Raw genomic sequence first — 22,612 nt, forward strand, 5'->3', positions numbered from 1 at the left:
GGTCGGCGAGACCAGTCCTCCCTCGAAGCACCACGCCGAGCGTGCGGCCGGACTGCTGCACCGATGGTTGACGGGTGACTCGCGGCGCCGATCTGCTTGTCAGTGGTCGCGGGTAGCGTCGCTCTCGTGATGATCGACTGGCGGCAGATGGGCCGTGAACGGTTCGACGTGGCTGTTGAGCGGCTCCTGAAAGCGAAGTGGGACGCCGAGCCTGGAGCGACTGCTTTCTCGCCCGACGGGCGCGGTGGTGATGGCGGGGTCGACTTTCAGGCCACGACGGCGCTGGGGGAGCTGACGATCTACCAGTTCAAGTACTACCCGGACGGCGGGCTGGGGGTATCGAGCAGGAAACGGCACATCCGCGCGTCGTTCGACCAGGCAGCACGCCAATGTCCCCAGCGGTGGGTTCTGGTCGTGCCTTGCAAGCTGACACCACCGGAGAGGCTGTTCGTCGAAGGACTCGCCGGTGAGACGGGGCTGCGGATCGAGATTCTCGATCGTGTCGCCCTTGATGATCTGCTCGCCGAGCACGACGGCGTGCGACGGTATCTCGAACGCGATCCGATCCTCGAAGCGGTCGGTGAGTACCAGGTCACGACGGCAGTCCTCAAGGATGGGGACGACCTCGCTGAGCGCGTCCGGCTGCTGGCAGCTCGCGGTGCCGACATGGACCCCTACTGGGCACCAGACTTCCGCATCGAGAACGGCGTCACGACCATCACGCCCCGTCCGAAGTCCCCAGATGCTCCCGAGAAGAGCCCGATCGTCTCCCAGTTCATCCTCGACCCCGAGACTGCCTCGGAGGACGACCGGGCGGCATTTCGGCGGTCGATCGGGTACGGCGTTGGTGAGCCCGTCAAAGTCCCGGTCGTTGCCTCAAAGGTGAGCGGGCCCGCGTTCTTCAGCATGGACGGTCCCGGGATGTTGGCTTTCGAGGCGACGAAGAGCCCGCGGCTCCAGGACCGGTTCTCGATCGAGCTGCGAGACGCGAACGGCGTGCTCGGGGAGCACGACGGTGTCGTGACCCATGCGGGCGCCGGGCCCGAGGGCGGAACTCTGGAGCTGACCTTCTACGGCGGGCTCACGGTCCGCTATCTGGTGCCGCACCACGCCGAGGAACGGGGTACCGCTGAGCTCCATCTGAGTGTGGACGGTCTGATGGTCTCCGATGCGGTCGAGGTGCTGAGACTGCGACGGTCGATCTGCCGCGACGCCCGGCAAATCACTATCCGGCGCGATGGAGAAGTCGCAGCGGCCTTCACCCTCGACGAGTTCGAGGACCCCGTCGACGACGACCTTGAGACAATCGATCAGTTTGTCGCCGACCTCGCAGCCCTTGAAAGGCACCTGGGAGCCCGCAAGCGGATGCCTACCGCCTTCACGACCTACGACCGGGTTCAGGCGCGATTAGCACGCCTGGTCGTCGAAGGTTGCTGTGTCCTGGTCCCGCAGTGGCTGCAGATCCCGATGCGGGTCCACCACGACGACGGCACGACGGCTGAGCTCGGCCGCTTCATAGCCAGCGAGCACTTCATGCGAATCCGGCAGCCAGAGTTCGAAATGAACATCGCTGGCTGGCGGGTGGACATCGGCCCCGTCCATCTCATCTCGCCACGGGTGAGGTTCGCCGAGCAGGGTCGCCTTCTACGGCTGCTGGAGTCCGGCAGCATCGACGGGGAACTGGCCCCGCTTGCCCCAGCGCCGCTTGAGCCGTGGAGACTGACTCGGCTGAGCGAGGGAGACGAGCAAAGCTGGCTTGCACCTGTGGCGTGGAACGCGGTCGGTGTGGACGAGCATCCCGCACTGGCACGAATCCAGGTCATCGAAGAGCAGCGCGGGCCTGTCTGAGGCACCAGTGCAGGTGACTGGACCGGACGGCTGGGGCGCGCATGCAGGGCCCGCATGTTGCTAGGGCGTAGCGTGCCATCGTTCGCCGTGCGACTTCATCCCACCTCCGCCTGCAGACCAGGCACAGGTTCCTTGGCGCTCTCAAGGAGAAATACCCGCCGCCATCGGACGACGCGGGTCAGGGCAACGACGGTGACGAGAACGTCGACGACGATGGTGGACCTGACGGATACCTATAGCGGTTCAACGTCGGTGAATGACCGGACGACGTTCGCGGTCAATTGCGTGTCTGGATGGCTCTCCCCGAGCCTCTTAATGCGCGCTTTCAGTGTGTCAAGCAAGAGGGACATCCCGTCATCAAACTCACCCCTTGAAATGAGAGAAATGGCGTAATAGTGCATGCTCACGAGTGTCTGCGGGTGATCGCATCCGAGAGACTCGACCTTCGCCTGGAAAGTCTCCTCAATCGTGGCCGACGCCCTAGGGTCCATGACTTCTAGGTAGGCCCGGCCGAGATTGGTCTGCACTGCTAGCGTCATGAGGGCCCGCTCTCCTAGGGTCTTACGCCGAATCGAGACGGACCTCTCAAGTAGAGGGATTGCTTTCAGCGGATTGTTGTTCACGAGGTACGCAAATCCGAGACTTCCGAAGATTTCAGCCTGAACCGTGCTGGGTAAATCCTGTGCGATTCTAGTGCCTTTGATAAGTCCTTCGAGGACGCGCACCGCATTGTTAGCCTGTCCGGCCGATCGGTAAGTGTTTGCGAGGCCCAGAATTGTTTCTATATGGAGAGGTGAGAGATGCCCATGCGTCGCTGATGTCTTCTCGGCAAGGCTCCTGTAGGCGGTAATAGCAGAACTCTTCTCGCCCAATGCGAGGAGGCAATGTGCCGCGTGAGTCGATGTAGCGATGGCAACTAAGTCCGCGCGCTCTGACTGGATCTTATCGAGAGCAGAGGCGACCGCTGTCCCGATGTTCAACGAAGTTTGAAAATTGCCATCCGCGAACTCGAATTTCGCGACCGACAGTCGCAGTTCTCCAAGTTCAACTAGCAGATCGTCGCCGATGTCAAGTTCGCACGCATTGCTCCAAAGTGCGGCTGCAAGCGAGGCTGCGTAGCGCCCATCTTGCGTCGGTGGGCCAGAATGCCAAGCGCCCTCCGGTAGCCAATTTGCGTTCCGGATCATTCTTATTGCAGCCGAGGTCGCTTCTCTCACCTCGCTGGGTGACAAATTCTCGCGAGAAGCCGTAGTAGTTATATCGTTCAAAGTAATCGATTCTGTGCCAGAGTTCCAACTAGCTAGCGACCACGATGGAAACAGCCCCAATACGGCTCCTGCGCCCGGTGAAGCATCGATCTGTGAAGCCATCAGGAGCGATCTCCGAATTGGGGCTGGTGAGTAGAGTGAGAATGTGGCGAGCAATTCGTGGCCGTTCATCCCGTCCAAAAGCTGGGCTTGGTTTGCTCGGCTAAAGGCGTTGATCGAGTGAAGCACTCCGGAAATTGCAGGACTCTCGACACCAAGCAGACCAATGTTGTGCAGCGAAGCCAGAATGGGCTGGTTGGCAAATTGGGTGCAATACTCTCGAATTTTGATCCGATCGTGACGGATTACGGCGGTGGATTGCGCGAGCACGACCGGGAGTTTTCCGACGGTTCTGACCAGGTGGCGCGCGTCCTCGCGAGATTCTCCCGGTAGGCGGCGGCTCACATATCGATTCGCTTGCCTGTCGGTAAAACCTGATATCTGGATTCCAGACCCTTGATGTGTGATTCCTTCGAAGGTAGTTGTGACGATCGTTGTGACGTTCCCGAATCCAGGTGCCCATCGTTGGACGGCGGCAGGGTCAGTTGCGCCATCTAGGATGAGTAGGCATCGTCGCGAGCTTGACTGGAGATGGTCGCGCAGAAGACGGGCTGAAACTTCAGCTTCTCTGTCAGGGCTGACTAGTTCCAGAGCTTGTGCGACGCGAGTGTATGTGGCAACTATTGAATACTCTGATGCTGCTGGAACCCAGATGATGACCTTAAATCGTCGACGACTCATTCGTGCGAATGCTGCTGCTTTTTGTGATTTACCCGATCCGCTTGGACCGTAGAGAACGACGAGTCTTCGCCGCGCTAAATGGGTCATTAGAATCCATGAGGGTAGGGACGCGATCCAGTTGGGCGAACGAAGTGGCATTTCTCCGAATCGCATGGGGTAGGACCGCTTTTGGTCCGCGGCGCCTGACAGGAGATGCAGGATAACGCTCAGGAGAACGACTCCTGTGAGGATGGCCCATATCGTTGGAGCCTTCGTCAATTGTGAAACTTGATGCGGCAGCTGGTCGGATCCTCTGTTGATGAGGATGCCCGCGAGTATCTCAAGTGCGATAATGGCGGTCGTGATGACGCCTCGCCTTGGGCTCCTCTCCTCAGGCACGATAGGAGCTCAGAGCTGGATCGCCGATAAGGGTGGCAGTGATTCTTTGCATGGTGCGTCGGGGTGATTCCATGATTGATTCCCCAGGGCTCCGCGCAGTTCCTGTCGCATCTACATCAAGTACGTCTCGGTGAGGCCACGCTCTCCCCGCCGGGCCACAGGGCCCACCTCGTATCAGCCCGCAGGATGACGCAGTGCGGTCCGGCGATACATGGACCTTGAGTAGGTGGAGGGTCCTGGCGGCACGCCAAGCTGGCCTGTATCCCGTCTGGCGAGCGAGCATGAACGTGGCTTCGTTCATCACGTCCCGCCCTCCGGAGTCCTCTTGTGGGCTTCGACGGTACCGATGAAAGCGACAAAGCACGCTCCGGGCAGCGGGTGAACGTGCAGGGGCGCGCTCTCCTGCTACTGGTTACGCCGAGGAATTCGAGGCCATCACAGGGGTGCCTGGGCTTGGACCGGCGCAGCGGCATGCGGCCAGCATGCGGGCGGGAGCGTGTGATCGGGTGGTGGTCCGAGGGGCAGCTGGAGCTGGAACGGCTGTCGGGATGTCTGTCGGTCACTAAAAGTAGGGTCGGCCTGCACGAGCACTCTTGATGGAGGTCATGGTGACGTTCAGCGCACTGCACAAGTACCTGGGGCACAAGCCCGGTCCGGTAACGGGCGAGCTGGTGGCAACGGCTGTGGCGGAGCATCTCGTCGAGACCAGCGATCTGGACTGGAAGCGTGAGCTGCCCCCGGAGAAGGGCGCCTCCGGCAGCGACTTTCCGAAGGACGTCGCGGCGATGGCCAACAGTGGCGGTGGCACGATCGTCTTCGGGGTGTCCGAGGTGCAGAAGGCTGCGACCGGTCGGCGCGACGTTGGCGAGCTCACCGAGCGGCATGAGCGTGCGCTGCGCAGCGCTGCAGTCACGGCAATCATGCCGCCGATCTTCGGGCTGGGGATTTACCGTGTCGGGGTCGGAGGGGAGCGCGCCGTTGTGGTCGTCGTGCCGCCGTCGGTGGACGGCCCGCACCTTATCTACAAGAACGACCTCTTCGGCGCTCCGGTCCGCAACGACTCCGACACCGTGTGGATGAAGGAGCGGCAGATCGAAGCGATGTACCGCGCACGGCTCGACGAGCGTCGCCACGCCGGCGAGGCACTCGGCAGACTCTACGACGACACAGCAGTAGGTCATGATCTTGCCGAGCGTGCGTGGTTCATCGGGGTGGCGCATCCCAGAATCCCTGATGTTGCAACAGAACGGCCTGCTCGCGAGCAGGCAGGTGTGGTCTTCGACCGAGCGGCGACGCTCACCCTCGGGTGGTCGGACCGCACCGGCATCCATCCGTTGGAGAACGTCACGCTGAACAACCCCCGGCCAGGCCTACGTCGGTGGACTGCTCCGAACAAGGCGACCAGCGACCGACAGCGATTCCGCCAGGCATGGGCATCGATCCATCACGACGGGTCGGTCAGCATCGCAGCCGCGGTCGGCGGCCCGCCGATCAACGGTGAGCACGAGTCGTTGCCGGGCAGCCGGGTGCCGTCCAGATCGATCGAGGCTGCGGTCTCTGACCTCGTTGCCTTGATCGCGGCCGTGGTCGAAAGCCGTGGCGGGGCCTGGGAGTACGAAGTCAACGTCGGGGTCGAGTATCAGGGGGCAGAACCGATGGTCATCCAGACCACCGATCAGCATGGCTTCATCTACGACGAGAACTCGACACCTCTTGCTCGCTTCGCGCCAGTAGCCGCCACGATCGTCGCGGGCGAAGGCGTCACGGACCTGCACCAGCAGGTGTACGGTCTGGCGGAAGACTGCGTCAACCAGGGCGGCGTCACCTACCTCCGGACGATCAAGGAGCCACCGCCGAGCGAGTGACGCTGCGTGGCCCGGGCATCTCGGCTCGATACATCGTGCGCCCTGGGAGGAAGGGGCCTGCATCCGGGGTGTGGCGTGTCTGGGGCCGGCAAACGTTGTGGCGAGTACAAACGGTGAGGATCCGGGTGCTGTAGCCGAGGCTGAGATCGGCCCAGATAGGCGCACGTATCGCATCCTTCGGCGTTGGTCTGTCGGTTCGCGATCTTTCTGAGTCCCAGGTCTCCTGGCGGCTGAGCGACCACTACCCTCTCTGGCTCGAGTTCCTTACCGAATAGTCGAAGCCTGCGTCTGGACAGCTCGAATTCGTTTGCCAGGTGGAAGGGACCAGGGACGTTCGCTGGTCCGCGCGCGGCGCTGCGTGTTGCCGCTAGATGCTTCACCCTGGTTCGAGAAAGGCGCTCATGTCCCGGCCGGAGAGCTGCTCCGCGATGGCCGCACGGTCGATCATCGACCGGACGGCCGCGATGCGGCCGTCCTGGTAGCGGTAGAAGACGTGCTCGGCGAACCGCAGCCGCGCGCCGTCCGGCCGGAATCCGAGGAACTCGCCCAGCGGCGTGCAGTCGAAGATCAGCCGGCACGCCACCTGGCCGCCGGCCGCGTCACTCCCCGCGACCACGATGTGCGCGTCGTAGACGAGGTCCGGAGCCGCAGCGAGGTCGGCGGCGATCAGCTCCTGGTACTGCCGGCGCGTCATCGGCTCACCGTTGTAGGTCAGCTCGTCGTGCACGTGCTCCACGAGGTCGTCGAGCCGGCGCTCGTTGAGCGCGGCGAGGTAGGCGCGGTACCGGGACTCCAGTTCAGGGGGAACGCCGGGCTGCTTGCCGGGTGCGAGGTCGTCGGTCACGTCTCCGCCTCCAAGGTTGTCGTCTCCTGGCCACCGTAGGACCTACGCGGACTAGAGCAACGCGGTCCCATGTGCGAGCGGGTTGGTCTGCGCTCCTGCGAACCCGGCCATCAGGATGCGTTCGGACCCGCCGCCTCCGCTGGATGTCAACGAGGCCCTCTTGGGTCGGCCCGGGGGCTTACCGGGGCGTCGACGTCAGCCAGGAAGTCGAGGAGCATTGCCGAAGGGCCGAAGACGACTCCAGTTCCCCGGTGCCATCAGGCGATGTGCAGGAACCCGAGGACGGTAGTGGCGGCCGCGACCAGGCCCAGGATTGCCGGCTGCTGAAACGGCTCCTTGCGTCGCACGTGAGTCGCCACGGCTCCGCCCATGAGTACGACAAGGGCGGCGGCGGAGGTCAGTGCTAGCCAGATCAGCGTCGTTCCTTGGCCGTCTTCGTCGGTGCTCATAAGGGCATCGCAGCGACGTCCGGAGAAGCGCGGTGGTGTGGCTTCGGCGGTGATGCGGAAACTGGCCGATGCTGCCCGCGTGGGAACCGGGGCACATGAACCAGCACACGAGTCCCGGATGTCCGTGGGACCCACGAGCACGCCTCCTGGGGGCGTCTGTGCAGGAAGGGCAACTTCCAGGGTCTACACCATGGATGTCGCGGCCAAACCCCGCTGCTGGGCCAATACCCGCTATGCCATTAATGACGGGCGTGGCGCGGTCGAAGCACGGTCTCCGAGGCGGACGCCTACTAGTCGACGTCGTCGAAGCGGCCCTCTGTGCCGCAGTCGATGCCCACACGGGATGCGTTCAGCCAAGCGGCTCGTCCACGGGATCGGTCCGCCGGGTAGTCCACACGACAAGTTGCGGAGCCCCACTCTTGTCCCACTTGATTACCGGACGGGGCCGACCTTTGAACATCCCCATCTGCGCGATGTCCCAGCCCGCCTGACCGTACTGGGTCAAGATCTGCTCGAGGTCCTCGCGGGACATCGTTACCCGGGGCACGTCGCTGGGTGCTTCCGCCTCGCCGGGCTTGTCTGCATGCGGCCGCGCGCTCGCCGTCGCTTCGGCCGTTTCGGATGCGTCCCCAAGACGAGCCAGCACGTGCTGTGCTCCGGGCGTATCTTCCGCGGGCAAAGTGGCTTCAAATGGGCCGGCCTTGAGCGACTTGATTCGGTCGATCAGTCTCGCGAGCGCTGGCTGCTGCGACCTCATGAACAGCAAGCTGAGCACGATGATGGCTGCTGGCCAAGCGAGCGTGACCAGCGACGAGATGAGCGATGCGACGAACTCAAGCGGGTTCACTGGTCCAGGGTGACACCGAGGCAGCAGCTCTGTCCTTAGGAGTTGCTCCACAGTGACGACGGCGATCTGCCAGATGCCTGCGGGGGGCGGCCACCGCCCTCAATGACGTCGGTGCATGGTCTTCTCCTTGAGTCACCGACACGGCGTAGCTATCCAGGATGATCTGGACTCCAATCGTAGGTCTTTAGTCATCTTTGGGCGCCTTTATCAATCTAAGAGTAGAGGAGGACTAGCCCCGCTAACCGTCATCACCATCGACGGTCCAGGGATGCTGGCTTTCGCGGCGGCGAAGCGGCCGCGCCTCGAGGACCGGTTCTCGATCGAGCTGCACGACGCGAGCGGTGTCGTGCTCGGTGAGCATGATGGCGTCGTGACCCATGCGGGCGCCGGGACCGAGGGTGGAACCCTGGAGCTGACCTTCTACGGTGGGCTAATCCTTCGACATCTGCTACCGCGCCGCGCCGAAGAACCAGGCAACGCTGAAGTCCAGCTCAACGTGGATGGTCTGATGGTGTCCGATACGGTCGAGGCGCTGCGACTGCGACGGTCGATCTGCCGCGACGCTCAGCAAGTCGTCCTCCGGCGCGATGGTGAGGTCGCCGCGGCGTTCACCCTCGACCAGTTCGAGGACCTCGCCGCCCTTGAAAGGCTCCTCTCGACTCGTAAGCGCATGCCGACGTCGTTCACGACGTATGACCGGGTTCAGGCGCGGCTGGCCCGCCTGGTCATCGAAGGTGACTGTGTCCTGGTCCCGCAGTGGCTGCAGATCCCGATGCGGATCAACCACGACGACCGCACGACGGCTGAGCTGGGCCGTCTCATAGCCTGCGAGCACTCCATCCGATTCCGGCAGCCAGTCGAGATGAATATCGCTGGCTGGCGGGTGGACGTCGGCCCCGTCCATCTCATCTCCCCACGGGTGGGGTTCGCGCAGCCGGGTCGCCTTCTACGACTGCTGGAGTCCGGCAGCATCGACGGGGAACTGGCCCCGCTTGCCCCAGCGCCGTACGAGCCGTGGAGACTGAGCCCGCTGAGCGAGGCAGACGAGCACGGCTGGCTCGCACCTGTTCCGTGGAGCGCGGTCGGTGTGGACGAACATCCGGCACTGACACGGGCCAAGGTCATCGAAGAGCAGCGCGAACCTGCCCGAGACTGAGGCACCTGAGCAGGTGCCCTGGCCGGGCGCGTCGGCGCGCGCGGGGTCTGTACCCGGCTTGGCGACGACTACGGCGGATCTGACAACTTCCGATAGCTGGCGCGGCTCACCCCATGCAGCGCACGCCGATGTTGCTCGCTTGCTGCGCGGAAGAGAGGCCGCGGTGTGGACCTCGTGAGCGAGCGGCGTGCCCATACGCAGGCCCGGCCGGCGTTGGCCTAATCTCCAGCGATGGACGAGGCTGTGCTGCGTGCCGCTGTTTCCGCGTTGGTCGACGGCCGGCGACATCCCATTGCGCATGCCGTCGAGACAATTCCGGATCTGGCCGGGCTTTATGCCGTCTACGGTGACGTCGAGGCTCGGAACATGCTTGCTGTCGGTTCTCCCGACGTTCCCCTCTATGTGGGAAAGGCTGAGCGCAGCCTGGCCAGCCGTGACGTGCACACGCACTTCGCGACAGGCAGGACAGGCTCGTCCACGTTGCGCCGGAGCATGGCTGCTCTGCTGCGGTCGGAGCTTGACCTGCACGCGGTACCCCGCAACCTGGCGAGGCCTGACGGCAGTGCGAACTACTCACTGGAGCCGGATGGAGATCGACGTTTGACGGACTGGATGCGAGCGCGTTTGCAGCTCGCGTTCTGGGTGCGGCCCGATGGCGTGGTGCTCGATCAGGTTGAGACGGCAGTCCTGAATCGGCTCGCGCCTCCGCTGAACCTGGCGAAGATGGGGCCACGAGGGAGGTGGCGGGTCAAGGCCGAGCGAGCGGTTCTGGTCGCCGAGTCACGGGCATGGCGCCAAGCGTGACGGAGCGCCGGACACCAGTGATCCGCGCCCCTCCAACCGTGACCGTCACCCGCTCGGCGCCACTACCCGGCAAATCGTGATGGAAGGCGCGGGGTTCACTCAGCACAGACCTGAGCGTTCTGGCTGGCAGGATGGCGGGCATGGCAGTCCGGTTTGCGACTTCTGGTTCGGCTCGGCGTCAGGTGGCTACAAAGCGATCGCTGTTTCCCAGTCCACGACGTGGCCGCAAGCGGCGGCGCCGCGGGTGGGTGAGGGAGTTCGGCCGGCGTGACATGGTCGTCGCGGTGGTGTCCGGCCTGACTGTTGGTCTGGTCCTGATGGTCGGACAGTGGTGGATCGACGATGCTCGGTCTGACCGCGCCGAGAGCCTCGCCAACGTCCAGTACATCCGTGAGACGGTCCGCGACACCCCGGGAGGCCCGAAGAACTTCCGTGGGATGAACCTTCGTGGCGCTGACCTCAGTGGCGTCGACATGGGCTGTGAGGTGCAGATCAACCGGAGGGTCACCGATCAAATAACCCAGGACCCACACGGCTCACTGGAAGGTGCCGACCCACAGACCTGCGCTGACTTCACGGGCGCAGACCTGTCGGGAGCCGTACTCGACCATGCCGATATTTCGGGAGCCGTCCTCCATGACATCGACGGCGACGGGCTAAGTGCGTACAAGCTGCAGGCTGTCGGGGCTTCGATCGTTGGAGATCTGAATGGGGCTAATTTCGTCGCCTCCAACTTCGCTGGCGCGCTTGTTGAGTCCAAAGGCTGGGGCGTAGGGGGGATGCTATTCGAACGGACGGTCCTGGACGGCGCAGTCGTCTGGGTCGGCGGGGCCGACCCGCAGTTCCTCGCAGTCACGCTCACCGGGGCTGCGGTAGTGACTGAGCGTGGCGATCAGTTCCCCAGCCAGGGAGCACATGCCTACTGCCAGCTTGAGTACCCTGAGGACCCGTGGGAGCCCCGGGAAATGACCGGCGGGTACCAATATGGGCACGGCGAATCGTTTCCCCGATTTACCGCATGCGGATACCTGTCCGAAGATTTTGAGTGCTCACCCGCCTCCATGAGCCTCCTTCCACGCGAAACGCTCCTTGACCTCGGCGCGCCGTACTGGCATCCCCTGGAGTCCTGCGGCACTCCGACTGAACCGCTACGGCACGTATCCATGAAGACGCTGAGCGAGATGTACGAGCACGCCGTAAAGCCACGCACCGGTCAGGTCGTTCTCGAAAGCGATCTCGAGCCGCACCCAGGCAGATCCTAGGGGTACCGGCACCATCGGGAGCCTTGTGTTGCTTGGCAGCTTCGTGGCTTGACTTCGATCGGGTGGCGAGCCCGGCCGGTTCCATCACACGTGGCTACGCTTGCCGTCAACGAACGTCTCGGAGGTGAAGTCTTCAAGCCAAACACCGTCGAAGTGGAACTGGCCAGCCCCATCGCTCGGTTGCCAGGCGAGTTCGAACGTGAAACGACATGAAAACATGGCCTCGCCTTGCGCATCTTCTAGGCCGCTGCCGTCGTCACGGTCCCTTACAACCGAGGCCGTCGCGACGCCCTCTAACGTCCCCTCGAATACGAACTCAATCTCCGCTGGCGGAGCGGACGAGTAGCGCATTGCGTCGATAGAGAGTAGCGGCCAGTCAATAGACACCGAGCCCACCTCAGGCGCGCCGACACCGTCATCGTGGACTCGGAAGGTGTTGGCGATGGCGTTCTCCGCCTGTCGGAACAGGGCACTGATAGGGCCGGAGAGGTCCGCGTCGAGGTCGCCGCCGGCAACGGTCTCGAGCACCTCGAGCGCGGCGCGCCCTCGTTCGTTGAGCATGACTAGGAACGTGTGGTCGTCGGGCTCGGCCTCTACTGTCACCTCGCGATGAACCCAGTAGTCGGCCTTTCCATCCCCGAGCTCGGCCAAGCGTTGGACGATTGCGGGTGCGCCCTCCTCGAACGTCGCCTGGGTGTCGCTGTCCGTCAGGTCCACCTCGGCCGCAACCAGGAGCGCCTCACCTAGCTTCGACGCCCGACCGAACGCATGAACGCTCCTTGTGACATCCGGTGCGAGGCGCTGCGCCTGCTTCAAGTGAGAGAGAACGACGCCTTTCTGCGTTAGGTCCTCATCGGTCTTGAGCTTGTTACAGTCACCACAGATGGGTGCAAGGTTGTAAACCGCGTGAACGTCGAAATCATCGGGCACACCGAAGGCCTTCTGAAGGCGCTGGCGTTGTGTGTTTGTCGAACTTTTCGGGAGAATGTGGTCGATTTCTAGTTCTAGATATCCCTTAAATTCTCGGCACCAGTAGCAACGCCTATCCCACGCTATTCGCAACATGTGCCTCAGGACGCGGTTGTCGCCGTTGTTCCGGTACCTCACTGCGTTGGTCATTTGACTCTAATCCGGATCAATAGGTGTCGTAGCGCGCGCTAAGATAACGGTACGCGGGGCGCCTGATGAGACCCGCATGCCGCAGTGCCCCTGCCACGAGGTCCCGGCACGGATGTTTCATCGGCCTGGTGAGCGCCGTCAGGCGGCGGCGTTGCTGTCGTTGTGGCTTGCCTCGTGCAGGCGGGTGCTGCAACGAGGTAGGCATCGGTGGGCTAGGACTGCCGGGATCGTGCCCTCTCTAGCCCCAGGTAATGGGTTCCCACCGGCCTCTCGGTTAGTGGGGTCGGGTGAGCGCCTTGGGCCTAGGCAGTGAGCTCGCCGTCAGTGCGACGATGGTGTACCAGGAACATATGGTCCTCGCAGTCAACTCGGCGGTGGGCTGCGGCGTGGGATCGGTGAGGTGGGGTGCCTATACCGCCCGGGAGTGGTGCTGATGGCGAACACGATGACTCGGATACCCTCCACGGTGCGGGTCCGCTTCAGATCCCGCTCTCGTATTCGTGGTCTTTCTCTTCACCGACAACGAAGTGATCGTCTACCAGTTCGCCGCAGATGGTGCAGGGGACGTCATCGGTGTCGAAGTGACCATGGGGATCCAGTTCGTCGGCGTCTGCTTCTTCGCCGCAGACGGCGCACATCTCACTCGTCATCATGTCCCCTTGCCGTAGGTGCGGTGTTCCGGACGGTCATGCCGCGAGCAGCGCTGCTGGCTGGGCGGGGTCAAGGAACAACATGTCGCTATCGTCCTGCATCCAGCAGGCGGCTTGCCAGCAGAACGCCGGGTGAACCAATATGGACCGAGCCCGCAGGCGGCTGGCGGGAACGACGGTCGTCGCAGCGTTTCGGTCGTGCTCTACCGGGCCGCATCCCTCTTGCCGCGCGCGGGCTGGGCAGATCAGGGCGGGTTCGCACGGGGATCGCATGACGTCTCGCCGTCGTCCGGTCGGGCTTGGGTGGATGCTGTGTGGCCGAGCAGTGCGCCGTGGCGCCCAGGGGGCCACACGGAACGCGCGAGCCGGATGGAACCCGAAAGACACACGGCTCCCTAGGCATGCGCATTGAGGCGATCAATGGTCCCGGTCGTAGGCTCGACCTATGCCTTACGCGGACCGCGGGACCGGACTGACCAACGCGGTGGAACAGATCTTGGGCAGCCGCCGGGACGCACTCCTTGAGGTCAAGGAGGCTGTGTGGAGGTTCGACGACTTGACCAGGGGCGTCAGTACCGTCGAATTCCTTCCGATGCCGATGAAGCTCAACCGGGTCGCGAAATGGCGCGAATCGGCTCTCCAGAGAGGCGAGGATTGGGCGTTCGTCGAGATGGACGGTGGCACACGTGTCCTCGCGATCGACGAGCCATCACCCCGCGGACTCGCTGAGCCGATCGCGGCAGTCATGTTCCCGGCAGTCCATTCGCGACTGGTCTCGTGGTGGCTCTTCCATGCCTGGCGATCAGTCGACCTGCTCACGGACACGCTCTTGAGCGTGGAGGGCTGGCGCTTGTACTCGGCCGCTGTCTCGTCTCGATCTCTCATCGAGCACACCGGATGCCTGCTGTACGAGGCTAAGAAGTTCGCAGCCGCCTGGGCCGCGGCCAAGACCGTAGACAGTGACGCCAAAGCCCGGGCTCAGACCGTCTACCGTGAGCTGGCACCGGTGTTGAACCAGGCCGGGTTCGGGTCGAGGATGAAGTCCGCGAACGAGGCTTTCAAGGCCACGAATGTGCAGACGTACGTCGACAAGCTGGCAAAGGACACGGGCAATCACCGCTTCCTGGACTGGTACGACTGGCTGAGCGATGCCGCGCACCCGGCCCTGGGTGCCCGCCTCGCGTTCGCGAGCGACGCGCTGGTCCACGAACATGGCGCGGTCCTCCAGCGATATCACGCGCGGTCACCCATGCACCTTCGTGGAAACGGAGTGGTTCAGGACTTTGAGCATCCGATCTTCCAGAAGCCGGTCGACGCACTGATCGCATGCGGAACGATCATCGAGAACCTGCTGGAAAGCAGCCTGGAGATCGTGGACGACTTCGGACTGACCACCCAGGCGGCTACGTACACGCGACGCTCCTACTGGAGGAACTTCGTGTCAGTTGAGACGAGTGCCGCGTGTCCCTGCGGCCGGGAACCCGGGGAACGCTGCGAACATCGGTGGGGCAAACCTGCGCCGGAGATCAGGGTGCTTGCCGGGTAGCCGCCATGTGATTGGCGCCACGGGACGGCCGCTGGGGACGCACACGGCGTGGAGGCCGACGGGACGTGCGGCTCTGCGGGCGCGACCTGCGTGGAGTGTCGGTGTCCAGTGGCAGCATCCTGGTCATGACTGCACCCGATGGATATAGGTACGCAACCCTTACCAGGGCGGTGAAGGACAAGAGCAGCCCGCTGCGCCGTCACCTCGACGCTCGTTATCCGAACACCAGGCCGGTGCAGACCGACTATCGAGCCGGCGCAGGGGACATCCTCGTCGATGGCGGTACCGCGGCTTCGGGCACAGTCGGGGCCGCGTTCGACTTTGCGATCCGGTTCGCCCTGAACCCGGGCTACGACCCCAAGCCCGCGACCCGCATGTTCGCGGGTGACGCGGTTGCTTATGCTGCCGTCCTGGGCGTGGTCGAGCTGGCGGCCACGGCGCCCCCGTCGTCCGACGACTTCCTGCGCGCAGCCTGGGCCGTCGCGTTATGCACGGAGGTCTTCCGGACCGGGCGGCTCATGCCTGGGTCCCCACTGGTCGGGCTCGTCGAACAGGAGCGGTTCACCACCGAGGGCCTTGTCGGTCTGGCGACGGAGGACGCCCTGGCTGAGCTCCGCACGCTGCGTGAGGTTGCATACGTGCACCTGCACCCCAGGATCGAGGACGCCAAGACCATGGCGATCGGACCGAGTTTCAAGGCGTCCGCGCTCTGCTCGGCCGACGCAGACCTCATCTACGACGGGACGCTCCTGGAACTCAAGAGCCATCTCGGTACGAAGAACGCCCGGACCGGGACCCGAGCCGACACCCTTGATCTCGCAGACCTGTACCAGCTGATCGCCTACGCCATGTTCGACAGGGACGACGCGTACGGCATCCACACCGTTGGCGTGTACTCGGCGCGGTACGGCCACTTCGTCTCGTGGCCCCTTCGGGACACCCTCGACACGATGGCCGGAACCACTATCGACCTGCAGGCCGAGAGAGGGACCGTCTGGCGGCTACTCGGAGGATCGTGAGGATTCTGGCGCGACCCGCTCCGAGCCTGCGCGCTCCACCGTGGGTTACGGGCCCAGCGCTGTGCGTCGCAACCAGCGACGATCCACCGTGGGTCGGGTATTCGAGCAGCTCGACCGCTCAACGCCAGCTACCGACCTGAGGACCGCGCGATGTCACGTTGGTGATGTCTGGCCATGTAAAGTTTCTGATACATCGAACGTCGGGCAACGAGGTAGGGGCAAGCGAGCATGGCGGAACCGGCAGTGGCATCCAAGAGCGCGACGACCGCACGCATCGTCTGGGACACGGCAGACAAGTTCCTGCGCAACGTCGTCGATGAGGAGGACTACGGCGACTTCATCTTGCCGTTCACTGTGCTGCGTCGCCTGGAGTGCATGCTTGTGGACTCGAAGCATGAGGTGACGAAGTTCGTCTCCGCGCTCGGCGACCTGCCGCCTCACCTTATCGACATCGCGGTCAAGGACAAGTTCAAGCTCAGCTTCTACAACGTCTCGCCCCTCGACCTTGCCACGATCGCGTCCGTCGACGACAACGTCGAGAGTTCATTGAAGAGTTACATCGACGGCTTCTCAAACAACATTGCCGACATCTGGGTTTCCTTCGACTTTGCCAGACGAGCGAGGATCCTCTCCGAGGCCAACCGTCTGTATGCCGTCGTGAAGCATTTCTCGACGCTGGACCTCGGCCCGCGCAGCCTCGAGAACACCACCATGGGTGACGTGTTCGAAGACATTATGTACCGGGCCTTCAATAAAAAGGGTAAAGCGGCGGGCAATTTCTACACCCCGCGTGATGCGATCAAGCTCATGGTCGACATCCTGATCAATGACGACGACGACACCCTCGCCGGCGAGAGTGCGGCACGCTCGATCTACGATCCGACCGCGGGGTCCGGCGGCATGCTGCTCATCGCTCAGGGCGCTCTGAAGCGGATGAACCAGACGATCGATGTAACGCTGTATGGCCAGGAACTCATGCCCTCCGCTTTCGCGCTCGGGAAGGCCGATCTTCTCATTCAGGGTGGTCGCCCAGACGCCATTAAGCAGGGCAACACGCTCGTGGAGGACATCTACGACGACCAGACGTTCGATTATGTGCTCTCAAACCCGCCCTTCGGGGGCGATTGGTCGGCCGACGAGAAGTGTGTCCGCGAGCAGGCCAAGGTGCACGGATCACGTTTCAGTCATGGCCTACCGAGCATTAACGACGGACAGATGCTCTTCCTCGCACATTGTGCCTCGAAGTTGAGTCCCGCGCACAAGAATGGTCAAGGCGGGCGGGCCGCAGTCGTGTCCAACGCCTCGCCGCTGTTCAGCGGCGACAAGGGGCCGACCGCGATCCGCCAGTGGCTGCTCGAAGAGGACTTAATCGACGCGATCATCGCTCTGCCGACTGACATGTTCTATGGCACAGGCATCTCGACATTTGTCTGGATTCTTGATACGAACAAGCGCCCCGAACGTCGCGGCAAGATTCAACTGATCGACGGCACCGGGCAGTGGGAAGTGCTGCGCAAGCCGATGGGTGAAAAACGTCGCAAGATGGGCAGAGAGAATCGGAACACCGTGGTTGAGGCATACAACGCGTTCGAACACGCCGACCCTGCAATCTCACGTGTCATGGCGCCCGAGGATTTTATGTTCCGGGACGTACCTGTCTACAAGCAGGCGCGTTTTGCGACCCGCTTCAGTGAGGAGGCTGTCGAGGAGCTGCGTGGGCGCCGGGACTTTACGGACCGGCATGTTGCCGTCCTCGCGTCACTCGACGGCACGCCGTGGAACGAACTGCCAAAGTCCTTCCTCCAGGCCGCGGTGGCCGCCGGTCTGAAGGCCCCACTTGGTCTCATCGATGCGGTCATGAAAGTAATGGCGAGAGCAGACGACTCCGCGCCGCTGGCTGTGGATCGTAAGGGCAAGCCCGTTGTCGCCGACGGATGGAAGCTCACAGAACGGGTTCCGCTGACTGAGGACGTGGACGGCCACATGGAGCGCCAAGTGCTCCCGTACCTGGCGGATGCTCAATGGGACTCGAGCAAGGCAAGGCTTGGGAACGAGATCCCGTTCACTCGGATTTTCTTCGTGCCCAGGAAGCCGCGCCCACTGGCCGACATTGACGCCGATGTACAGATGATCATGGGCGAGCTAGGCGAGATGTTCAAGGAGGTAAGCGACGAATGAGCCTCGTGGTGCACGAGTCATCACTGGAGAGTCCGATATTCCAGATGATGCCTCTTGGGTTTGTCGTTACTGAACGGAACGAAAAAGTCGGCGAAAGCGATTTCCCTGCCTTGTCGGTTGGGAGGGGTGGCGTGACCCCGCAACTTGAAGGAGTTGCCAAGACCCGATCTGAGGTGGACCGCAAACTCGTTCGGGCAGGCGATCTGGTCATTAACTCTCGCTCCGACCGGCGCGGTGCGTCGGGACTGGCGCGCCAAGACGGGAGCGTTTCGACCGTCTACTCCGTTATGACACCTAAGGCTGAAGTTATGGTTGCGGAGTATGGGCATCATCTCCTGCGGAGCATTGCGTTCCAGGAGGAGTTCTTTCGATGGGGCACCGGGATCGTCGATGATCTCTGGTCGACGAACTTCACGCGGATGTCTCGCATACGAATCCCGCTGCCACCTAAACCCGTTCAGCAAGCCATCGCGACTCACCTCGACGAGGCGGAGTCAATGATCGGCAAGCTTGATGAACTGGCGGAGATGCTGCGAGCACGGCGCAGTGCTACATGGTCGACGGTTCATGCCATGGAGTTTGAGCGCGTGAGGCTCCAGTGGTTCATGCGCGAGGTTGACGAGCGGGCAGGGAACCAGTATCAGGATCTTCCACTGTTGTCGGTCTCGATTCACCGAGGTGTCCAGAGGCGCGAGGAATCATCCTCTGGGCAGCAGGCGGGTGCTGACTTGTCCAAGTACAAAATTGCCCGAGCTGGGGACGTAGTACTCAACCGGATGCGCGCATTTCAGGGTGGTCTCGGACGGGCGCCCGTGGACGGTCTTGTGAGTCCGGACTATGCTGTATTGCGTCCGGAGGAAGGTCTTACTGCCGCATGGGCTGAGTACGTCATGAGATCCCCGGAATTCGTGGAGACAATGGCCCAATGGGTTAGAGGGATCGGCGCGGCGCAACAAGGTAACGTGCGGACCCCGCGTCTTAACGTGAGGGACCTGTTCGGGCTTTCAATTCCGCTCCCGTCACCCGGCGAGATGAGTCAGGCTACAGACGACCTCGACGAGGCCACAGGAAGAATCGACGCGATGCTGGCGAGGGTCGCCGATTTGAAGGCACTGCTTGTCGAACGGTCTTCGGCATACATCGTCGATGTCGTGGCCGGACGAAAGGCTGCGGTATGAGCTATTCGCAGTTGCTGGAGTCGGAGTTCGAGAGCAACTTGTGCGCTGAGCTCGCCGAGCGTGGCTGGTTGTACGAGAACGGCGGTAGATCTACCGGCTGGGATGTTGGCCTCGCGATGGTTCCGGACGATGCGCTGCACTGGCTCAGCACCCAGTACCCGGACGAGTATGAGAAGGCGGTACCGGGTGACCTCGGCGACGCGGAGAAAGCAGATGCCGAGCGTGAGTTGCTCCAACATGTCACCCGGGAGCTGGCCAAGGCGACGCGGATGGACCCGACCACCGGCCATCCGGTCGGTGGTCTGCTCGGTGTGCTGCGTAAAGGCTTCACGTATGCGCAGGTAGGCCGTCCGGCCGCGAAGTTCGGGCCGATGATGGAGTTCCTGCCGTCGAACCCCCACCTGACCGAGGTGGTGGAGGCCGCGACTGCAGTACGCCTGCGCGTCCTGCGGCAGGTGCGCTTCGACACCACGTCTAACGAGACTCTCGACGTCGTGCTCACCGTCAACGGGCTTCCGGTCGTCACGCTGGAGCTGAAGACCGACAACACGCAGACGGTCAACCATGCGATCCGGCAGTATAAGGACGACCGAAAGCCGGGCCGGAACCGTCCGCTGCTCGCGCCGGGGCGAGCGTTGGTGCACTTCGCGGTCTCGAACGACCTGGTCTACATGACCACGAAGCTCCAGGGCGGGGACACCATATTCCTGCCGTTCAACCAGGGCAACGACGGTCATGGCGGCAACCCGCCGTCGGGCACCGGCTCATCGACCAACTACCTGTGGCGCGAGGTCCTCGCCCGCCCAAAGTTCATGCGAATCCTCAAGGATTTCGCGCTCTACGAGCCGGGCAAGTCAGGAAAGAAGAGCGAAGGTCGCCTTGTCTTCCCGCGGTTCCACCAGTTGCGTGCCGTCGAGCGCGTGGTGGCCGACATCGAGGCCAACGGCCCCGGCAAGCGGTACCTGATCTGGCACTCGGCGGGCTCAGGCAAGACGAAGACGATCGCCTGGCTCAGCCACCGGCTGATCCGCCACATGAGCGCCGGCTCGACGTCGACGTTCGACTCCGTCATCGTGGTCACCGACCGGACAGTCCTCGATGAGAACATCCGTGACGACATGAACCTCGTGCAGTCGAGCAAGGGCCTCGTCGTCACCGTCGGTGAGAAGTCCGGTGCGAAGTCACCCCAGCTGAAGAAGGCCCTGCTGGAAGGTGATCACATCATCACCTGCACCCTGCAGACCTTTCCCGAGGTCATGAAGATCATCGAGGACTCCCAGGAGCTGCGCGGCCGACGCTGGGCCGTGGTCGCGGACGAGGCGCACTCGTCCCAGTCGGGCTCCGGCGCGCATCGGCTCCGAGAGCTGCTCGTGGACGTAGACCTGGACGGCGACGAGGACGACATCAGTGCCGACGACCTGCTGCAGGCCAAGGACTCGGCGATCGCCGCTGCCGCGAACATCACCTTCGTCGCGTTGACGGCGACACCGAAGGCAAAGACGCTGCGGTTGTTCGGTACCCAGCGCGATGGTCGCTGGGAAGCATTCGACACCTACACCATGGCGCAGGCAATCGAGGAAGGATTCATCCTCGACGTCCTGGCCAACTACTCCACCTACGACATGTTCCTGCGGGTGAAGAACACGCTCGAGGGACAGGAGCCCGAGAGCGAGATCCAGGTCAACACCGGTGAAGCGGTCTCCAACATCGTCCGGTACGCGCGCCTGCACCCGACAGCGATCGCGCAGAAGGTTCGCGTCGTGATCGAGCACTTCCGCCGCAACGTCATGCCGCTGCTCGGCGGGCAAGCGAAGGCCATGATCGTGACCAGCTCGCGGATGGAGGCACTGCGCTGGGCACGGAAGATGGACGCCTACGTCACCTCCCAGGGGTACACCGACATGCGCATTCTGGCCGCGTTCTCCGGTTCGCTGACCGAAGACGGTGAGAGCGTCACCGAGGTCGCGGTCAACGGACGCAGCGACGTGGCTAGGGCGTTCCGGGAGGAGAGCATCTACCGGGTCATGGTCGTGGCGAACAAGTTCCAGACCGGATTCGACGAGCCGCGCCTGATGGCGATGTACGTCGACAAAAAGCTCTCCGGGGTTGCGACGGTCCAGACCCTCTCGCGCCTGAACCGCATCTACCCGGGCAAGACCACACCGATGGTCGTCGACTTCCGCAACTCCCCGGCCAGCGTCCAGAAGGACTTCGAGCTCTACTACTCCGATGCACACGTGGACGGTGACGTCGATCCCAACGCGTTGTACACGATCGGTGAGCGGCTCGACACCGCAGGGCTCTACACCCATGACGAGATGAACGCTGTCGCGGACGCATTCCTGGGCGAGGACGGTGGGGAAGAGATCGCCAAGGCCCTGTCACCGATCAAGGACCGCTGGAGTGGTCAGCGGCGGCAGGCGGTGCTTACGAAGGACAAAGCTCGGAAGGAGGCGCTGGACGCCTTCCGTGCGGACACGATCAGCTACCGCAACGCGTGGCAGTTCCTCAGCCAGATCGTCGACTACCAGGACCCGGTCCTGCACCGTCGCGCGATCCTCGCCACCCTGCTGGGGCGCAACCTGCATACCGACTGGAACGAGTACGACGACAACTACCTCGAAGGCGTTCAGCTCTCGGGCGTCAAGCTCGTGCCGTCCGCCATCAACGAGGACCACTCGCTGAGCCAAGGCCGCGGTGACGGCATCAAGCTGCCGGACTTCGAGGGCGAGCACAAGTCCGCCAGCGCACCGCAGCGTGGACCGCTGGACGAGGCGATCGACAAGGTGAACGAGATGTTCAAGGCCAAGGGCATCGACGTGAACCCGGAGAGCGTGTCCGGCTTCATCACGGCGTTCTGGGGCTTCCTCGACGAGAACGAGGAAGCCGTGGCGATGGCGAAGAACAACACGATCGCGCAGCTCAAAGCGTCAGAGGGGTTCAGCAACGCCGTCGGGCTCGCGATGTTGAAGACGGTTGATCAGTCGCGCGAGATCCAGTCCTACATGACCGACCCTGCGTTCCTGAACCAGATCGCAGAGATCGCCGCGGACGCGCTCCACGCCCAGCATCGACCGCCCTCGACGACGAGGTCCGACACGGGGGCGCTGGGATCATGAGCGGCCTCGAGCCGGCGGGTTTCGGCGACACCATTCGTGAGGCCCGCAAGAGGCAAGGGTGGTCACAGGTGGAGTTGGGCGAGAAGTCTGGGGTGTCTCGCCCGACCATCGCCCGGGTCGAGGCCAACAAAGATGTCACGACTGCCACGATCATCAAGATCGCCCAAGCGCTCGGGCTCACGCTGGAACTCAAGGACGCTGACTGATCTCGTAGTTCGACGCAGTCTCCGTCAGTCTTACTGGACGAGCGTGGGGCGTGCGCTTGGTGGAGGCAGCGTGGTGATGCGTTGCGGACCCGTGGC

The 22,612-nt window shown here is 63.2% G+C and carries 17 protein-coding genes and 1 pseudogene; 11 read left to right on the top strand and 7 right to left on the bottom strand.

Annotated features, from left to right (window positions below):
* Positions 1–126 precede the first annotated feature (126 nt).
* Positions 127–1,848 (top strand): hypothetical protein, encoded by a 1,722-nt coding sequence (locus FHX71_RS01430; protein ID WP_182614091.1) that lies wholly within the window; start codon positions 127–129, stop codon positions 1,846–1,848.
* Positions 1,849–2,081: 233 nt separating this feature from the next.
* On the opposite strand, the gene FHX71_RS29905 is transcribed toward FHX71_RS01430, so the two are convergent.
* Positions 2,082–3,485 carry a tetratricopeptide repeat protein gene (locus FHX71_RS29905; protein WP_182614092.1) on the bottom strand — a complete coding sequence of 468 codons (1,404 nt, stop codon included), beginning with the start codon at positions 3,483–3,485 and terminating at the stop codon, positions 2,082–2,084.
* Between the two features lie 222 nt (positions 3,486–3,707).
* Positions 3,708–4,049 (bottom strand): annotated as a pseudogene (locus tag FHX71_RS30275) (AAA family ATPase); the annotation flags it as partial.
* An 833-nt stretch (positions 4,050–4,882) separates the two neighbouring features.
* Here FHX71_RS30275 and FHX71_RS01440 point away from each other — a divergent pair.
* Positions 4,883–6,139, top strand: coding sequence for an AlbA family DNA-binding domain-containing protein (locus tag FHX71_RS01440; RefSeq protein ID WP_182614093.1), 1,257 nt, complete (start codon positions 4,883–4,885; stop codon positions 6,137–6,139).
* Positions 6,140–6,515: 376 nt separating this feature from the next.
* Here FHX71_RS01440 and FHX71_RS01445 read toward each other — a convergent pair whose 3' ends face one another.
* From FHX71_RS01445 to FHX71_RS01455, 3 genes are all read right to left on the bottom strand, one after another.
* Complete coding sequence (locus FHX71_RS01445) at positions 6,516–6,983, bottom strand: ester cyclase (RefSeq protein WP_182614094.1); 468 nt, start codon at positions 6,981–6,983, stop codon at positions 6,516–6,518.
* A gap of 257 nt (positions 6,984–7,240) precedes the next feature.
* On the bottom strand, positions 7,241–7,432 hold the full coding sequence (locus FHX71_RS01450; protein ID WP_182614095.1) for a DoxX family protein: 192 nt from the start codon (positions 7,430–7,432) through the stop codon (positions 7,241–7,243).
* Positions 7,433–7,781: 349 nt separating this feature from the next.
* Positions 7,782–8,279: a hypothetical protein gene (locus FHX71_RS01455; protein WP_182614096.1), complete on the bottom strand. Its 498-nt coding sequence runs from the start codon at positions 8,277–8,279 to the stop codon at positions 7,782–7,784.
* 268 nt (positions 8,280–8,547) lie between these two features.
* Here FHX71_RS01455 and FHX71_RS01460 point away from each other — a divergent pair, with 268 nt between their 5' ends.
* From FHX71_RS01460 to FHX71_RS01470, 3 genes are all read left to right on the top strand, one after another.
* Positions 8,548–9,435, top strand: a complete 888-nt coding sequence (locus FHX71_RS01460) for a hypothetical protein (RefSeq protein ID WP_182614097.1) — start codon at positions 8,548–8,550, stop codon at positions 9,433–9,435.
* Positions 9,436–9,666: 231 nt separating this feature from the next.
* Positions 9,667–10,239, top strand: a complete 573-nt coding sequence (locus FHX71_RS01465; protein ID WP_182614098.1) for a GIY-YIG nuclease family protein — start codon at positions 9,667–9,669, stop codon at positions 10,237–10,239.
* Positions 10,240–10,487: 248 nt separating this feature from the next.
* Positions 10,488–11,501: a pentapeptide repeat-containing protein gene (locus FHX71_RS01470; RefSeq protein ID WP_182614099.1), complete on the top strand. Its 1,014-nt coding sequence runs from the start codon at positions 10,488–10,490 to the stop codon at positions 11,499–11,501.
* 84 nt (positions 11,502–11,585) lie between these two features.
* On the opposite strand, the gene FHX71_RS01475 is transcribed toward FHX71_RS01470, so the two are convergent.
* The gene (locus FHX71_RS01475) at positions 11,586–12,620 is read right to left on the bottom strand and encodes an HNH endonuclease (RefSeq protein WP_182614100.1); all 1,035 of its coding nucleotides are present in this window, start codon (positions 12,618–12,620) and stop codon (positions 11,586–11,588) included.
* A gap of 479 nt (positions 12,621–13,099) precedes the next feature.
* The gene (locus FHX71_RS01480; protein ID WP_182614101.1) at positions 13,100–13,270 is read right to left on the bottom strand and encodes a hypothetical protein; all 171 of its coding nucleotides are present in this window, start codon (positions 13,268–13,270) and stop codon (positions 13,100–13,102) included.
* Between the two features lie 445 nt (positions 13,271–13,715).
* Here FHX71_RS01480 and FHX71_RS01485 point away from each other — a divergent pair, with 445 nt between their 5' ends.
* From FHX71_RS01485 to FHX71_RS01510, 6 genes are all read left to right on the top strand, one after another.
* Positions 13,716–14,816: a hypothetical protein gene (locus FHX71_RS01485; RefSeq protein ID WP_182614102.1), complete on the top strand. Its 1,101-nt coding sequence runs from the start codon at positions 13,716–13,718 to the stop codon at positions 14,814–14,816.
* Between the two features lie 125 nt (positions 14,817–14,941).
* Entirely contained in the window at positions 14,942–15,835 is an 894-nt protein-coding gene (locus FHX71_RS01490) for a hypothetical protein (RefSeq protein WP_182614103.1), read from the top strand.
* Between the two features lie 243 nt (positions 15,836–16,078).
* Entirely contained in the window at positions 16,079–18,013 is a 1,935-nt protein-coding gene (locus FHX71_RS01495; RefSeq protein WP_312876885.1) for a type I restriction-modification system subunit M, read from the top strand.
* Entirely contained in the window at positions 18,010–19,191 is a 1,182-nt protein-coding gene (locus tag FHX71_RS01500) for a restriction endonuclease subunit S (RefSeq protein ID WP_182614105.1), read from the top strand. The genes FHX71_RS01495 and FHX71_RS01500 overlap by 4 nt, the downstream gene beginning before the upstream one ends.
* A complete protein-coding gene (locus tag FHX71_RS01505) occupies positions 19,188–22,310 on the top strand; it encodes a type I restriction endonuclease subunit R (protein WP_182614106.1) in 3,123 nt (1,040 codons plus the stop codon). The genes FHX71_RS01500 and FHX71_RS01505 overlap by 4 nt, the downstream gene beginning before the upstream one ends.
* Positions 22,307–22,516: a helix-turn-helix transcriptional regulator gene (locus FHX71_RS01510; protein ID WP_182614107.1), complete on the top strand. Its 210-nt coding sequence runs from the start codon at positions 22,307–22,309 to the stop codon at positions 22,514–22,516. The genes FHX71_RS01505 and FHX71_RS01510 overlap by 4 nt, the downstream gene beginning before the upstream one ends.
* Positions 22,517–22,612: the final 96 nt, after the last annotated feature.

This window comes from Promicromonospora sukumoe (assembly GCF_014137995.1).
In the GTDB taxonomy this organism is placed as follows: Bacteria; Actinomycetota; Actinomycetes; order Actinomycetales; family Cellulomonadaceae; genus Promicromonospora; species Promicromonospora sukumoe.

What these genes read in the sequence shown, in the direction of transcription:
- FHX71_RS01485 (WP_182614102.1), top strand. Translation starts at nt 13,716, where the DNA reads ATGCCTTACGCGGACCGCGGGACCGGACTGACCAACGCGGTGGAACAG.
- FHX71_RS01510 (WP_182614107.1), top strand. Translation starts at nt 22,307, where the DNA reads ATGAGCGGCCTCGAGCCGGCGGGTTTCGGCGACACCATTCGTGAGGCC.
- FHX71_RS01480 (WP_182614101.1), bottom strand. Translation starts at nt 13,270, where the DNA reads ATGACGAGTGAGATGTGCGCCGTCTGCGGCGAAGAAGCAGACGCCGAC.
- FHX71_RS01450 (WP_182614095.1), bottom strand. Translation starts at nt 7,432, where the DNA reads ATGAGCACCGACGAAGACGGCCAAGGAACGACGCTGATCTGGCTAGCA.
- FHX71_RS01505 (WP_182614106.1), top strand. Translation starts at nt 19,188, where the DNA reads ATGAGCTATTCGCAGTTGCTGGAGTCGGAGTTCGAGAGCAACTTGTGC.
- FHX71_RS01490 (WP_182614103.1), top strand. Translation starts at nt 14,942, where the DNA reads ATGACTGCACCCGATGGATATAGGTACGCAACCCTTACCAGGGCGGTG.
- FHX71_RS01465 (WP_182614098.1), top strand. Translation starts at nt 9,667, where the DNA reads ATGGACGAGGCTGTGCTGCGTGCCGCTGTTTCCGCGTTGGTCGACGGC.
- FHX71_RS01460 (WP_182614097.1), top strand. Translation starts at nt 8,548, where the DNA reads ATGCTGGCTTTCGCGGCGGCGAAGCGGCCGCGCCTCGAGGACCGGTTC.
- FHX71_RS01475 (WP_182614100.1), bottom strand. Translation starts at nt 12,620, where the DNA reads ATGACCAACGCAGTGAGGTACCGGAACAACGGCGACAACCGCGTCCTG.
- FHX71_RS01500 (WP_182614105.1), top strand. Translation starts at nt 18,010, where the DNA reads ATGAGCCTCGTGGTGCACGAGTCATCACTGGAGAGTCCGATATTCCAG.